Below are 13,492 nucleotides of genomic sequence, written 5' to 3' on the forward strand. Positions count from 1 at the left end.
CATTCGGAGAGAAAAACAAGCAAGGTTTTTAAAATTGCTATTAGGTGCATGAATTTACATAACTTTTCCTATAAATTCTTATTATTTTTTTATTATTGATTAAACTTTTAGTTATGCCTTAATACAAAAAATATAATTTTATTTCAAAATAGTTAAATTATTTATATGTTTTTCAAAAACTTAGGATTTATTTGTTTTTTTCATTCCTTTTATTTCTTTAATTTTTGGTCTAAACATGCAAAAAAACAGCTTATTCTTTAAGCTCTTACACCTCCAATAAACATAAAATCCCCAGTCATTTTCTAATGGTTGCATCCCCATTAAGACTTGTAATCTCCGTAAATTCGCCCAATATTAGCTGCATCTCCCTCGCCTCTGATGTGTTATGCCTGAATTACCAGAAGTAGAAACCACCAAAACCAGTTTATTACCCTTGTTAGAACAACGTGTAAAACGGGTTGAAATCCGTCAGTCAAGTTTGCGCTGGCCCATTCCCGAAAATATACAAAAGCTGGTCGGGCAGAAATTACTCAACCTGTCGCGCCGTTCCAAATATATTCTGGCTGAGTTTGAGCACGACACCATGCTCTGGCATTTAGGCATGTCTGGCAGCTTTCGTTTGTGTGAAACAACTGAAGAATTACGCAAACATGATCATCTGATTATTCAGTTTGATGATATTGAATTGCGTTATCATGATCCGCGTCGTTTTGGCTGTATTTTATGGCTGGATGCGCAGTCACAAAGCAAACTGATTGATACGCTGGGACCAGAACCCCTGAGTGAAAATTTTAATTCTCAGTATTTATTTGAAAAATTGAAAAATAAAAATGTTGGCACCAAAGTTGCGATTATGGATAACCATGTGGTGGTAGGTGTCGGCAATATTTATGCAACCGAAAGTCTGTTCAATATGGGCATTCATCCAGCACAACCCGCCTCGACTTTAAGCTTGGCACAGATCGAAAAATTAGTGCTGGAAATCAAGCGCATATTAAAACAGGCCATTGATTTAGGCGGGTCGACATTACGGGATTACACCAACGCCATGGGGGAAAATGGCTATTTTCAGCAAACGCTGCTGGCCTATGGTCGTGCCGGGGAAATGTGCGTGAACTGTGAGACCACGCTTGAAAATATTAAACTGGGACAACGTGCTTCTGTGTTCTGTCCAGAATGTCAGCCTTTGAAAAAGATGCAACTCCCTGTCAAAAAACTGGCAACTGTACGAGGGGAAAAGTCATGAAAACAGCCATTGTGCGTCATATTCTGGTTAAAGATAAAGAAACTGCCGAGCAGCTTAAAAAGAAGATTTTGAGTGGCGCTGACTTTAATAAAATCGCCAAACAATATTCAACCTGTAATTCTGCCAAGCGTGGCGGAGAACTGGGCGAAGTAAAAAAAGGCCAACTGGTGCCTGTCATTGATAAGCTGGTGTTTACGGCTGCTGAACGGGTCTTACATGGTCCGGTCAAAAGCCAGTTTGGTTTTCATTTGGTAGAAATTAAGTTCCGGATGGATTTTTAATCTTATAAATCTCTCCCCACCTCCCTTTAACAAAAGGGGGGATTTAGGCGTATTAAAAAAACGGCACAAGAGGCGCCGTTTTTTATTTGTGTCAGAACGCTTATGCTTCAGGACGTTTTTTCAATTCATCACGAATTTCACGCAATAATTCGATATCTTCAGGGGTGGCTTCAGGTGCAGGTGCTTCTTCTGCCTGTTTACGACGAAGTTTATTCATCATTTTCACCAGTAAGAATACCACCCATGCCAACAACAGGAAATTAATCAGAATCGTTAGGAAGTTACCATAAGCAAATACATTCAGGCCTTCAGCCTGTGCATTTGCCAAAGAAGTGACATTATTAGGATTATCACCCAGTACCAGGAACCAGTTAGAATAGTCAACATCCCCACCTAAAATCCAGCTAACGATTGGCATGATGATATCTTTTACAAAAGAATCAATAATTTTACCAAATGCTCCACCAATAATGACACCGACCGCGAGGTCCATCACATTGCCTTTGACAGCAAACTCTTTAAATTCTTGAATAATACTCATTTTTTCTCCAATAATTCATTTTAAAGTTTGTGATGAATTATACATTAATTATAAGTGATTTCATTTTCATATAAGGTGATGTTTTTTATAAGTTTTATGGTTCTAGTTAAAATTTTAATACAAAAAACCGCAACCTTTGAAAAGATTGCGGCTTTAGGAATCTTAGATCAATAATCTACAGATTATTTACCTGAACGGTTACGTTTACGTTCGTTTTCAGTCAAATAACGCTTACGGATACGGATTGACTTCGGTGTTACTTCAACTAGTTCGTCATCTTCAATGAATTCAAGCGCTTGTTCAAGCGTATATTCAACTGCAGGAACAAGTGTTAATGCTTCATCAGTACCAGATGCACGTACGTTGGTTAACTGTTTTGCCTTAGTCGGGTTCACAGTCATGTCGTCAGAACGTGAGTTAATACCAATAATCATACCTTCGTAAACTTCTAACTGAGGCTTAGCGAATAGACGACCACGGTCTTGTAATGTGAACAATGCATAGCCCAGGCAAGTACCTTGAACCATAGAGATCAACACACCGTTTTGACGTTTCGCAACTTGGCCTTGTTTCATTGGACCATAATGCGAGAAGCTTGATGTCATGATACCCGTACCTGAAGTCATCGTCATGAATTCAGAACGGAAACCGATCAAGCCACGTGAAGGAACAGTTGCTTCAATACGGATACGGCCTTTACCGTCAACTTCCATATTGGTCATCTCGCCTTTACGGCTGCCCATTTGCTCCATTACAGAACCTTGGTGCTGTTCTTCAACGTCAAACGTCACGTTTTCGTACGGTTCTTGCATTTGACCGTCAATTTCTTTCAAGATGACTTGCGGACGAGATACACCCATCTCGAAGCCTTCACGGCGCATGTTCTCAATTAAAACTGAAAGGTGAAGTTCACCACGGCCAGACACTTTGAAACGGTCAGGACTGTCAGTGTCTTCAACACGTAATGCGACGTTGTGGATCAATTCGCGATCTAGACGCTCACGAATGTTACGTGAAGTTACGAATTTACCTTCTTTACCAGCAAACGGTGAGTTGTTTACCTGGAATGTCATTGTGACTGTAGGTTCATCTACAGAAAGCGGTGGAAGCGCTTCAACAGCTTTCGGATCACAAATCGTGTCAGAAATGTTCAATGCATCGATACCTGTTACGCAAACGATATCACCTGCATTGGCTTCTTCGATGTCCACACGATCTAAACCATGATAACCCATGATTTTTAAGATACGACCGTTACGTGTCTTGCCTTCTTTGTCGATTACAGTCACTTGCGTGTTCAATTTAACTGAACCACGTTGAATACGACCAACACCGATAACGCCTACGAAGCTGTTATAGTCAAGTGAAGACACTTGCATTTGGAATGGACCATCAACGTCAACTGCTGGCGGTTCAACGATGTCTACAATTGTTTGGAACAATGGTGTCATGTCGTCAGCAAGTTCTTCTGGAGAAGGACCCGCCACACCACGAAGACCAGATGCATAAACGACCGGGAAGTCTAACTGTTCGTCAGAACCACCTAAGTTATCGAACAAATCGAATACCTGGTCAATCACCCAGTCTGGACGTGCGCTTGGCTTATCAACTTTGTTAATAATTACGATTGGCTTCAAACCACGTGCGAACGCTTTTTGCGTTACGAAACGTGTTTGTGGCATCGGGCCTTCTTGTGAATCGACAAGAAGAAGTACGCAGTCAACCATCGACATTACACGTTCAACTTCACCACCGAAGTCGGCGTGTCCCGGGGTGTCCACGATGTTAATGCGATATTCAGTATTGGTACGTGCATCCGTCCATTTAATTGCAGTGTTTTTTGCAAGAATGGTAATACCACGTTCACTTTCGATAGCGCCAGAATCCATGACACGCTCAATCTCACCCGCGCGATCACCGAGAGCACCTGATTGTTGCAAAAGTTTGTCTACAAGAGTGGTTTTACCATGATCGACGTGCGCAATAATGGCGATGTTACGGAGAGTTTTAATATCTGACATGTAAATTCAATGCGTATGTAATTTGAGGGCAAATTATACAGAAAAATACAAAACTTTTATAGTCACTGTTACCACACTCCTCAACTTTTTTTAAGGAGATGGGCTTTTTTTGATTTTGTAAAGACGTGTAACTCGATTAGAATAGCGCCACCCTGCCTTAATTTGCATTGACACATGTCTGATTTTAATCAATCTCCTCCTCCTAAAGATCAACTCGACCTGGTATATGGTCTGGATGATCGTCCAAAACCATTTATTGCTTTTTTAGCTGCATTCCAACATTTATTGGCAATTATTGTCCCGATCGTGACCCCTGGCTTGCTAATTTGTCTGGCACTGGGGGTATCCAAAGAAGACACCAACATGATTTTGTCCATGTCCCTGGTGATCTCGGGTATCGCGACTTTTTTACAGTCTAAAAAAGTCGGACCTTTTGGTGCCGGTCTGTTGATTGTTCAGGGAACCAGCTTTAACTTTATCGGCCCAATTATTGGTATTGGTTCAGCCATGGTTGCTGCCGGTACGCCAGTTGAGTCAGTCATGGCGGCAATTTTTGGTGTGGTGATTGCAGGTGCATTTATTGAAATGGGCGTGTCCCAGATTCTGCCTTGGATAAAAAAACTGATTACCCCTTTGGTGACCGGAATTGTCGTCCTTCTGATTGGTTTAACCTTAATTAAAGAAGGTCTAATCAGTATGGGCGGTGGTTATCAGGCCATGAGCGATAAAACTTTTGCCAATGCAGACAACCTAATCATGTCCTGCACAGTCTTGGCGCTGATCATTATCCTGAACCGTATCCGGATTACCTGGGTAAAAAGTTCTGCCATTTTGATTGCCCTGGTTTGTGGTTATATTCTGGCCGGCTTTATGGGCCATCTGGATTTTTCCGGCTTAAAAGATGCCCCACTGGTACAGATTCCAACTCCAATGCATTTCGGTTTAAGCTTCTCCTGGAGCCTGTTTATTCCGATGGCATTCATTTATCTGGTGACCTCTTTAGAAGCTATTGGCGATATCACGGCGACCTCAAAGCTTTCTAACCAGCCAGTCGATGGGCCAAAATGGATGCAGCGCATTAAAGGCGGTGTACTGGTCAATGGCGCCAATTCATTCCTTGCCGGTATTTTTAACACCTTCCCAAGTTCGGTATTTGCACAAAATAACGGTGTGATTCAGTTGACGGGTGTAGCGAGCCGTTATGTCGGCATCTGGATTGCTGCTTTACTGATCATTCTGGGTTTGCTGCCTGCGGTTGCCGGGATTATCCAGGCGGTTCCGCAAGCGGTACTGGGTGGTGCAGTGATGGTGATGTTTGGTGCAGTAGCAGCTTCCGGCATTAATATTCTGTCTGGCGTACATCTGGACCGCCGTGCCCTGCTGATTATTGCGATTTCACTGGCACTGGGTTTAGGTGTTGCACAAGTTCCACAAATTCTTGAGCATCTTCCTGAGTTATTCCGTAATATCTTTAGCTCAGGCGTTGCTACTGGCGGTATTGCTGCCCTTATTCTGAATGTTGTACTTCCTGAAACAAAGAAGTAATTTCATGTCCAAAGAACACTGTCTAGGTCAGACTTAGGCAGTGTTCTTTATATTGGAGAGATACCTATGGATCCTAAAAGCGAAGTTTTATTAAGACAAGATGATTTTTTGTCGGGTCGCATCTTACTCATTAATGCACCGACAGATGATCTACTCGCTGAATTCGATGCCTCTATCAATCCCGCTGTCTGGACATGGAATTTTAATGATTTTCACTATTTCCAGTCGCAACAAGCAGATGTCCACTTTGGCGCAGAGATGCCTGAAGCTGAGTTTGATCAGGCGGTTATTTTTGTACCCAAGTCTAAAGAACTGCTCAATTATTTACTGCATAATGTGGCAGCACAACTTAAACCGGGCAGCAGTATTTTCCTGGTTGGTGAAAAGAAAGGCGGGATAGAGCGTGCAGCCAAACAGTTGCAGCCTTATGGTAAAACCCTCAAACTGGATAGCGCACGTCATTGCCAGCTTTGGCAACTGGTTCTAGACCACACGGTCGAGAAAAAATCACTTGCAGACTGGGCACAGCGTTATAGCGTCTCGACCCCGAATGGTGACCTGAATATTTGTGCCCTGCCGGGCGTGTTTAGTCAAAACCGTTTAGATATTGGGACTGCCACCTTATTACCTTATTTGTCACAAGTTACCTCGGGTAAAATCGCTGACTTTGGTTGTGGCGCAGGTGTGATTAGTGCGTATCTGGCAAAGTTGAATCCGAAAAACCGGATTTTCGCCATGGATGTGGATGCCTTTGCGCTGGCCTCCACCCAAATGACCTTTGATGAAAACCAGCTTAGCCCTGAACAGATCGAAATTAAAGCGGTCACTGGCATTGCTGATGCACCCTTGTTCTTGCATGCCATTGTCAGTAATCCGCCTTTTCATATGGGAATCGAGACCGATTACACGGCCAGCGAAACCTTGTGTAAAACTTCGCGTCGTCATTTAAAATCAGGTGGCGAGCTTTGGATCGTGGCCAACCGTTTCTTAAACTACCCGACCCTGATTGAACAAAACTTTGGTCGCTGCACAGTGAAAGCGGATCAACAAGGCTTTAAAGTGCTGTTCGCTAGCACACAAAAAAATATTAAGGAATCATGATGAGCGAAACGCAAAATACGATGCAGCTGCAGCGTAAGCTGGGTGCTCGTCATCTGAATATGATCGCCATTGGCGGATCCATCGGTACAGGTCTATTCCTGGCCTCGGGTGCGACCATTGCCAATGCCGGGCCAGGCGGAGCACTACTTGCTTATGCGCTGATTGGTGTCATGATTTATTTCTTGATGACCAGTTTGGGCGAACTCGCCACGCATAATCCTACCTCGGGTGCATTTTTCACTTATGGCACTAAATATGTCGAGGGCGGTTTTGGTTTCGCCTTGGGCTGGAACTACTGGTACAACTGGGCCATTACCGTAGCTTTTGAGCTGGTTGCCGTTCAGTTCATCATGAAATTCTGGTTTCCCGATATTCCTGGTGTTTATTGGAGTGCAATTTTCCTGGCTATTATTTTTGGGATTAATGCCCTGACAGTTAAAGGCTTTGGTGAATCTGAATTCTTCTTCTCTCTGGTGAAAGTTGTCGCGATTATTGCCTTTATCATTATCGGTATCTGGATGATCGTGAAGATTATGCTGACCCCAGGCGCAGAAGCATTTGCCAACTGGAGTATTGGTGACGCACCTTTTGTCGGTGGTTTCCAAGCCTTAATTGGCGTGGCGATGATTGCCGGATTCTCCTTTCAGGGAACCGAAATGGTCGGGGTGGCTGCGGGCGAATCGAAAGATCCAAAGAAAACCATTCCGGTGGCAATCAAGCAGATTTTCTGGCGTATCCTGTTATTTTATATCGTGTGTATTTTCATTATCGGCACATTGATTGCCTACAATGACCCACGCTTATTACAGGCGGCTGCGACCGACAATATTGCGCTTTCTCCTTTTACCCTGCTCTATGAAAAGGCCGGCTTTGCCTTTGCTGCGAGCATTATGAATGCGGTGATTTTGACAGCCATTCTGTCTGCGGGTAACTCAGGCATGTATTCCTCTACGCGCATGCTATTTGATATGGCACGTAAAGGTAGTGCGCCAAAACTGTTTGGCCGTCTGGATCCACGTGGTGTACCGATGAATGCCCTGTATGCCACCACTGCAATCGCAGCACTGTGTTTCCTGACCACCCTCTTCGGTGAACAGGAAGTCTTTAACTGGCTACTCAATATGTCGGGCATGTGCGGCTTTATTGTCTGGCTCGGGATTGCGATTTCACACTATCGCTTCCGCAAAGGTTACTTGGCTCAAGGCTACAAACTGGAAGATCTGGCTTATCGCGCCAAGTTCTTCCCCTTTGCTCCTTGGTTTGCTTTTATTCTCTGTGCGATTGTCGTCCTTGGTCAAAACTATCAGGATGTTCTGGCAGGTCAATGGATGGGGGTTCTCTCGACCTATATCAGTATTCCATTGTTCTTGGCAATCTGGTTCGGATACAAATGGAAGAAAAAATCCAAACTGGTGTCTTATCAAGAGATGGATGTACAACCTATGAAACTTGATCAGGAATAAACCACCATAAATTAAAAAATCAGCCTACAGGCTGATTTTTTAATTTCTTAGATTAGTTATGCCGCATGACAAAATTACGGTCATCGATCACAATCACTTGCTGACAGATCCCCTCTGCCTGACGCTGCTGCTCGAATACATCTGCCGGCATCGTATCAAAACTGTCAAAGAAACTGATCTCATGTTCATCTATTGCATAGATCAATGAATGATTACCGACCCCTTCTAAGGTATCGTAGAAAACAATCACGAAACGGCCTGCTTCCACCTGCTGCTGGATTTCTGCATAAGAGATCACACGCTCTTCAACAGGTATTTTAAGTGTCTGTGCTTGTTGATAAAAATCAAGCTCGACTGGCTGTTTATCTGCATCATATTCGCTAAAAAAAGCAACATCCAGTCCCAGCGTCTGCAAAGCCACTGCAAGGCCAATAGTTGAGGCTCCCATTTCCGGATTGTGACGACAGAGCTGAACCAAGTCCGGAATATGCAGGTCAATTCCATAATGATGGAAAATCATCCAGATCGAGAAAATTCCGCTATTGGCTTCCAGATTTTGTAAATCTTCAGGAATTTCAACACCCATGTTATCACTCAATTACATCTTTAATGACTCAGTGTAGTCAAAATTCAGATATAAAAAAAGCGGCTCATAGGAGCCGCTTTTTTAACAATTCAATAATTAATTATTGAGCTTGTTGTTGACCTTCAACTAGTACAGTACGGCTACCAGTGATCGTCGCGAATACACGACGGTTCATAGCACGACCTTCTTTAGTGTTGTTGTCAGCAATCGGTTGATCCCAAGCGAAACCTTGAGTAGACAAACGAGATGCATCTACGTTGTATTCGTTCACAAGTGAAGATTTAACAGAGTTAGCACGAGCCAGAGATAAACGTTCGTTTAGTGCACGTGGACCAGTGTTATCAGTGTGACCTTCGATGCGAGCAGTAGCGTTTGGATATTCAACTAACTTCTCAGCAACTTTCGCGATTTCTGGTTTGTATTGATCTTTGATGTTTGATTTGTTGGTATCAAAGAACACACGAAGTTCCATGTTCAGGTCTTCAGTCAACTCTTGTGGAGCTGGAGCAACCGGAGTTACAGGCTCAACTGGAGCAACTTCTACTACTGGAGCAGCTGGTTTCAGACGGCCACCTAGAACTACGTTAAGACCAGCAAGCGCTGTATAGTTCCAGAATTTTTCGTCAAAGTGGTAAGTACCGCGAGCTTCAGTACGTAGTGCCAATGCATCGTTGATGTGCCAGAATGCACCGATACCCGCGTTACCTAGCGTACCTTCTTCTTCAAAACCACGACCAACACGACCTAATTGAACTTCATCAGCACCATCAAATTCATATTTGTAGTGACCCGCACCTAAAAGCATGTATGGCTTTACTTTGCTGTCATAGTTGCCAGTGAATACATCAGAAGTTGCATAGAAGTTACCTGCAATATTCTGACCTTTGTATTCAGCACCAGGTAGATCTGTCATATCGCCTTTTACTTGGCTATATTCAGCTTCAAAACCTAACCAAGGAGTAAGTTCTACACCAATAGCAGCACCTACAAATAAATCATCTTCCATTTGACCAGAAGTTGTTAACTCACCATCATTACCGTTATTGTTGTGCTGGGTGTCTTGGAATGTATAACCTAACATCAACGGAGTAACAGTTACGCCTGCATTTGCAGCAGCAAAAGGTGCAGCTACAAGCATAGCTAAAGCAATACGACTCATTTTCATGGATTTATCCTCCAGAGATAACAATTGTTGTTCAAGCTCAAGCCCGTAATAGGCCATCCTGAGATAGGCTTTTTATTACCCCAGTTTTATTCTTAAGCTATTCACATGGCATCATACAAACACTTTATTATTTTTCCAAGTGCTTGATTAATTTAATCAAGTAAATTATTGACAAAATTACTTACAATTTCCGTTGTAATTCAGTAATTTTTTACTCAATTTTTTATTCTGAATGACCTATTGTGATTGCCAATTATTTTTTAATAGCTTTCTTGAATTTTGAGTAACAGCTAAATTACACGCTCAACAAAGCATAAAAAACGCATAATTAATAACATGTTTCCTATAAAAATAATATATAAATCAGGTAACTCTATGTATAGAAAAATAACAAGAGCGTTCACTATTGTTGAATTGATTATCTGTGTTGCAGTGCTTGCAATTTTGGCCAGTATTGCCCTGCCTTACTTTCATGAATATCAGTCCAGACAGGAAGCCAAACAGATTCCTATCAAATTATCTGCGGTTAACCGTTATGCACGTAGTCAGGCTGCCGTGTTTCACCAGAATATTGTCATCTGTCCCAGTCAGGATTCACTCAGCTGTCACCCCAATCAATGGAATAAAAATATACTGGTCTTTATTGATAAAAATAAAAACCGGCAAGTCGATGCAGGCGAACAAATTTTACACATTGATGCTCTAAATCTTAAATATGGCAACCTGAGTTGGCGAGGCGCATTAAGTTCACCAAGTGTCACTTATCAGGCACATACCGCCCTTCCGATTGGTTCGAATGGTAGTTTCTATTATTGTTCTGCTCAACTTTCCAGCCAGCAGCGTATTGTACTGAGTAAAATGGGGCATATCCGGGTAGAAAGTCTCCCTTCTTGCTAACAGAACTATGCAGTTTATGATTGACTGCGATTAGCGCTTCAATCCTGAGTTTTTTTCAATATACTGCTTATGTTTGAAAAATTGATTAAAACTCATACGGAGATATAACAATGACCGACATCGTGATTGTCAATGGTGCACGTACAGCCATGGGTGGCTTTCAAGGCAGCCTTGCCAGTGTAACTGCTCCTGAACTTGGTGCCGCTTCAATAAAAGAAGCGATTGCTCGCGCAGGCTTACAAGCAGCAGATATTGAAGAAGTCATTATGGGTTGTGTTCTTCCTGCAGGTTTAAAACAGGGACCTGCACGTCAAGCGATGCGTCAGGCAGGTCTTCCGGATTCGACTGGGGCAGTAACCATTAATAAGCTATGTGGTTCTGGCATGAAAGCAGTGATGCAAGCAGCCGATATGATTAAAGCCGGCTCTGCAAATATTGTGGTGGCAGGGGGGATGGAATCAATGACCAATGCACCTTATGTGCTGCCTAAGGCACGTGGCGGGTTCCGTATGGGGCATGGTGAAATCAAAGACCATATGTTCCTTGATGGTCTTGAAGATGCCGAGACTGGTCGTTTGATGGGTTCATTTGCCCAAGATATGGCAAATACCAAAGGCTATACTCGCGAACAGATGGATGATTTCGCCATTCGCTCATTGAAACGTGCACAAACTGCTGTGAATGAAGGCTATTTTTCTGATGAAATCGTAGCAGTTACGGTAAAAACACGTAAAGGTGATGTGGTTGTTGATAAAGATGAACAACCCTTCAATGCCAATATTGATAAAATTCCAACCCTGCGTCCAGCCTTTGCCAAAGACGGCACCATTACCGCTGCCAATGCCAGCTCAATTTCTGATGGTGCATCAGCTCTGGTGATTAGCTCAGCGGATCATGCAGCAGCAAAAGGTTTAAATCCTCTGGCAAAAGTTATTGCCTATGCATCTAACTCGCAGCACCCTTCCGAATTTACCATTGCTCCAGTCGGTGCAATCCAGAAAGTACTGGATAAAACCGGATGGGCCGCTTCTGATGTCGACCTTTGGGAAATCAATGAAGCCTTTGCCATGGTGACCATGTGTCCAATGGATGAGTTCAAGCTAGCCCCTGAAAAAGTTAACATCAATGGTGGTGCATGTGCTCTCGGCCATCCTGTCGGTTCAACCGGTTCACGTATTATCCTGACTTTGATTCATGCGCTGAAACGTACCGGTGGTAAACGTGGTATTGCTGCACTTTGTATCGGTGGCGGTGAAGCGACTGCTGTGGCGATTGAGTTGCTTTAATTAAAAGTCTCCCTTTTAAAAGAGAGATTTAGAGGGATTTTAGAAATCCTCCCCTCTTGCGGAACATCGTTCCTCATCCTTTAATAAAGGAGGGGGAATTTTAGAAATCAAAAAGCCTCCAATTGGAGGCTTTTTATCGTCAAATATTCAAAGCTGTACTTTAAATGATAAGACTTAAAGAATTTCTTTACGAAGTTGCTCAGGTGATTTCATTGACAACAAGCCCGGTGCCACATCAAATGCTGTTTTTGCACCATACTGCTGCATTTGATTTAAACGATAAGTTGCACGTGCATAAGCAACTAAAACGCTGGCTGTAAATTCTGGATTACTTTCTAGTTTTAATGAAAACTCAAGCACTTGTTTATGTGCATCACTGGTGTTTCCACTACGAATCACAAAACCACCATGCGGCATACGTTGGTGATCTTGTGCTAAAGTTGCTTCATCAATGAAATTCACAGTCGTGTCATAGTCGGCAAAATAATCCGGCATGGTCACAATCGCTTGCTTCACTGCTTCTGCATCTGCACCCTCTGCAAGCACCACATAACACTCACGGGTATGTTTTTCTTTGGTCGTTAATACTGGACGAACACCACTACGTACTTTCTCAATTGCTTCTGTTGAAGGAATGGTATATTGCACCCCTGCTTTCACACCTTCTACACGACGAATGGCATCTGAATGACCCTGGCTTAAGCCTTTGCCCCAGAAAGTATAGGTTTCACCGTCTGGCAGTAAAGCTTCACCAAATAAGCGATTGATCGAGAACATGCCTGGATCCCAACCAATGGAGATCATCGCAGTTTTCTTGCTGGCTGTTGCAGGTGCATCGACCGCTGCATAATATTCAGGAATACGTGCGTGGGTGTCAAAACTATCGACAATATTAAACTGGCTGGCCAAGATCGGACCTTGTTGCGGTAAGTCGTCTTTTGAACCGCCACATAAAATCAGCACATCAATTTTATCTTGGAAATCTGTCAGTGAGTCCATATGGAACACTTGGGTTGCTGCGAAACAAGGAGATACCGTTTCAGGCGCACGACGGGTAAAAATACCCACAAGTTGTAAATCTGGATTCTTTTGAATGGCGGTTTCAACGCCACGACCCAAGTTGCCATAACCAGCAATACCAATACGGATAGAATTTTGCATAAAGACAAGTCACTTCATCATGAAAAAATTAAAAAAATAAATCAGATGACGATCCCATTAAAATCGCCCTCTTGATTGATTTTGCATACTCGAAAATTAGCGCTCTGCTCGCGTTACTCTCAGCATAAAGATACTTATGCTACAGCAATTCGCAGCAATTTAAAGCATTCAGGATAGTATAGAAACAATCATATCTATC

At 42.9% G+C, this 13,492-nt stretch carries 12 protein-coding genes; 7 read left to right on the forward strand and 5 right to left on the reverse strand.

The window, feature by feature from the left end; translation table 11 throughout:
• The first annotated feature begins 385 nt into the window (after nucleotides 1-385).
• Both mutM and FTU42_RS11200 read left to right on the forward strand, forming a co-directional pair.
• Nucleotides 386-1,246, forward strand: a complete 861-nt coding sequence (gene mutM / locus FTU42_RS11195; RefSeq protein ID WP_159516689.1) for a bifunctional DNA-formamidopyrimidine glycosylase/DNA-(apurinic or apyrimidinic site) lyase — start codon at nucleotides 386-388, stop codon at nucleotides 1,244-1,246.
• Nucleotides 1,243-1,527 (forward strand): peptidylprolyl isomerase, encoded by a 285-nt coding sequence (locus FTU42_RS11200; protein ID WP_004281718.1) that lies wholly within the window; start codon nucleotides 1,243-1,245, stop codon nucleotides 1,525-1,527. The genes mutM and FTU42_RS11200 overlap by 4 nt, the downstream gene beginning before the upstream one ends.
• 100 nt (nucleotides 1,528-1,627) lie before the next feature.
• Here FTU42_RS11200 and mscL read toward each other — a convergent pair whose 3' ends face one another.
• Both mscL and typA read right to left on the reverse strand, forming a co-directional pair.
• Nucleotides 1,628-2,068, reverse strand: coding sequence for a large conductance mechanosensitive channel protein MscL (mscL, locus tag FTU42_RS11205; protein ID WP_005097993.1), 441 nt, complete (start codon nucleotides 2,066-2,068; stop codon nucleotides 1,628-1,630).
• A 182-nt stretch (nucleotides 2,069-2,250) separates the two neighbouring features.
• Nucleotides 2,251-4,089, reverse strand: coding sequence for a translational GTPase TypA (gene typA / locus FTU42_RS11210; protein ID WP_005097994.1), 1,839 nt, complete (start codon nucleotides 4,087-4,089; stop codon nucleotides 2,251-2,253).
• Between the two features lie 174 nt (nucleotides 4,090-4,263).
• Here typA and FTU42_RS11215 point away from each other — a divergent pair, with 174 nt between their 5' ends.
• The 3 genes from FTU42_RS11215 to FTU42_RS11225 all read left to right on the forward strand — a co-directional run bounded on the left by FTU42_RS11215 (nucleotide 4,264) and on the right by FTU42_RS11225 (nucleotide 8,198).
• A complete protein-coding gene (locus FTU42_RS11215; RefSeq protein WP_005097996.1) occupies nucleotides 4,264-5,634 on the forward strand; it encodes a uracil-xanthine permease family protein in 1,371 nt (456 codons plus the stop codon).
• 66 nt (nucleotides 5,635-5,700) lie between these two features.
• A complete protein-coding gene (locus FTU42_RS11220) occupies nucleotides 5,701-6,735 on the forward strand; it encodes a methyltransferase (protein WP_180083408.1) in 1,035 nt (344 codons plus the stop codon).
• Nucleotides 6,735-8,198, forward strand: coding sequence for an amino acid permease (locus FTU42_RS11225; RefSeq protein WP_180083409.1), 1,464 nt, complete (start codon nucleotides 6,735-6,737; stop codon nucleotides 8,196-8,198). The genes FTU42_RS11220 and FTU42_RS11225 overlap by 1 nt, the downstream gene beginning before the upstream one ends.
• A 52-nt stretch (nucleotides 8,199-8,250) precedes the next feature.
• On the opposite strand, the gene FTU42_RS11230 is transcribed toward FTU42_RS11225, so the two are convergent.
• Nucleotides 8,251-8,784 carry a peptidase C39 gene (locus FTU42_RS11230; protein WP_180083410.1) on the reverse strand — a complete coding sequence of 178 codons (534 nt, stop codon included), beginning with the start codon at nucleotides 8,782-8,784 and terminating at the stop codon, nucleotides 8,251-8,253.
• A 100-nt stretch (nucleotides 8,785-8,884) separates the two neighbouring features.
• Nucleotides 8,885-9,949 (reverse strand): outer membrane protein Omp38, encoded by a 1,065-nt coding sequence (omp38, locus tag FTU42_RS11235; RefSeq protein WP_180083411.1) that lies wholly within the window; start codon nucleotides 9,947-9,949, stop codon nucleotides 8,885-8,887.
• A 375-nt stretch (nucleotides 9,950-10,324) separates the two neighbouring features.
• On the opposite strand from omp38, the gene FTU42_RS11240 reads away from it, so the two are divergent.
• Together FTU42_RS11240 and FTU42_RS11245 are read left to right on the forward strand one after the other, a co-directional pair.
• A complete protein-coding gene (locus tag FTU42_RS11240; RefSeq protein WP_100535382.1) occupies nucleotides 10,325-10,846 on the forward strand; it encodes a GspH/FimT family pseudopilin in 522 nt (173 codons plus the stop codon).
• 110 nt (nucleotides 10,847-10,956) lie between these two features.
• Nucleotides 10,957-12,132, forward strand: coding sequence for an acetyl-CoA C-acyltransferase (locus tag FTU42_RS11245; RefSeq protein WP_180083412.1), 1,176 nt, complete (start codon nucleotides 10,957-10,959; stop codon nucleotides 12,130-12,132).
• 174 nt (nucleotides 12,133-12,306) lie between these two features.
• On the opposite strand, the gene FTU42_RS11250 is transcribed toward FTU42_RS11245, so the two are convergent.
• The gene (locus tag FTU42_RS11250) at nucleotides 12,307-13,293 is read right to left on the reverse strand and encodes a diaminopimelate dehydrogenase (RefSeq protein WP_005098004.1); all 987 of its coding nucleotides are present in this window, start codon (nucleotides 13,291-13,293) and stop codon (nucleotides 12,307-12,309) included.
• Nucleotides 13,294-13,492: the final 199 nt, after the last annotated feature.

This window comes from Acinetobacter sp. YH12102 (genome assembly GCF_013419125.1).
GTDB lineage: Bacteria > Pseudomonadota > Gammaproteobacteria > Pseudomonadales > Moraxellaceae > Acinetobacter > Acinetobacter pseudolwoffii.

What these genes read in the sequence shown, in the direction of transcription:
- mutM (WP_159516689.1), top strand. Translation starts at nt 386, where the DNA reads ATGCCTGAATTACCAGAAGTAGAAACCACCAAAACCAGTTTATTACCC.
- FTU42_RS11200 (WP_004281718.1), top strand. Translation starts at nt 1,243, where the DNA reads ATGAAAACAGCCATTGTGCGTCATATTCTGGTTAAAGATAAAGAAACT.
- mscL (WP_005097993.1), bottom strand. Translation starts at nt 2,068, where the DNA reads ATGAGTATTATTCAAGAATTTAAAGAGTTTGCTGTCAAAGGCAATGTG.
- typA (WP_005097994.1), bottom strand. Translation starts at nt 4,089, where the DNA reads ATGTCAGATATTAAAACTCTCCGTAACATCGCCATTATTGCGCACGTC.
- FTU42_RS11215 (WP_005097996.1), top strand. Translation starts at nt 4,264, where the DNA reads ATGTCTGATTTTAATCAATCTCCTCCTCCTAAAGATCAACTCGACCTG.
- FTU42_RS11220 (WP_180083408.1), top strand. Translation starts at nt 5,701, where the DNA reads ATGGATCCTAAAAGCGAAGTTTTATTAAGACAAGATGATTTTTTGTCG.
- FTU42_RS11225 (WP_180083409.1), top strand. Translation starts at nt 6,735, where the DNA reads ATGAGCGAAACGCAAAATACGATGCAGCTGCAGCGTAAGCTGGGTGCT.
- FTU42_RS11230 (WP_180083410.1), bottom strand. Translation starts at nt 8,784, where the DNA reads ATGGGTGTTGAAATTCCTGAAGATTTACAAAATCTGGAAGCCAATAGC.
- omp38 (WP_180083411.1), bottom strand. Translation starts at nt 9,949, where the DNA reads ATGAAAATGAGTCGTATTGCTTTAGCTATGCTTGTAGCTGCACCTTTT.
- FTU42_RS11240 (WP_100535382.1), top strand. Translation starts at nt 10,325, where the DNA reads ATGTATAGAAAAATAACAAGAGCGTTCACTATTGTTGAATTGATTATC.
- FTU42_RS11245 (WP_180083412.1), top strand. Translation starts at nt 10,957, where the DNA reads ATGACCGACATCGTGATTGTCAATGGTGCACGTACAGCCATGGGTGGC.
- FTU42_RS11250 (WP_005098004.1), bottom strand. Translation starts at nt 13,293, where the DNA reads ATGCAAAATTCTATCCGTATTGGTATTGCTGGTTATGGCAACTTGGGT.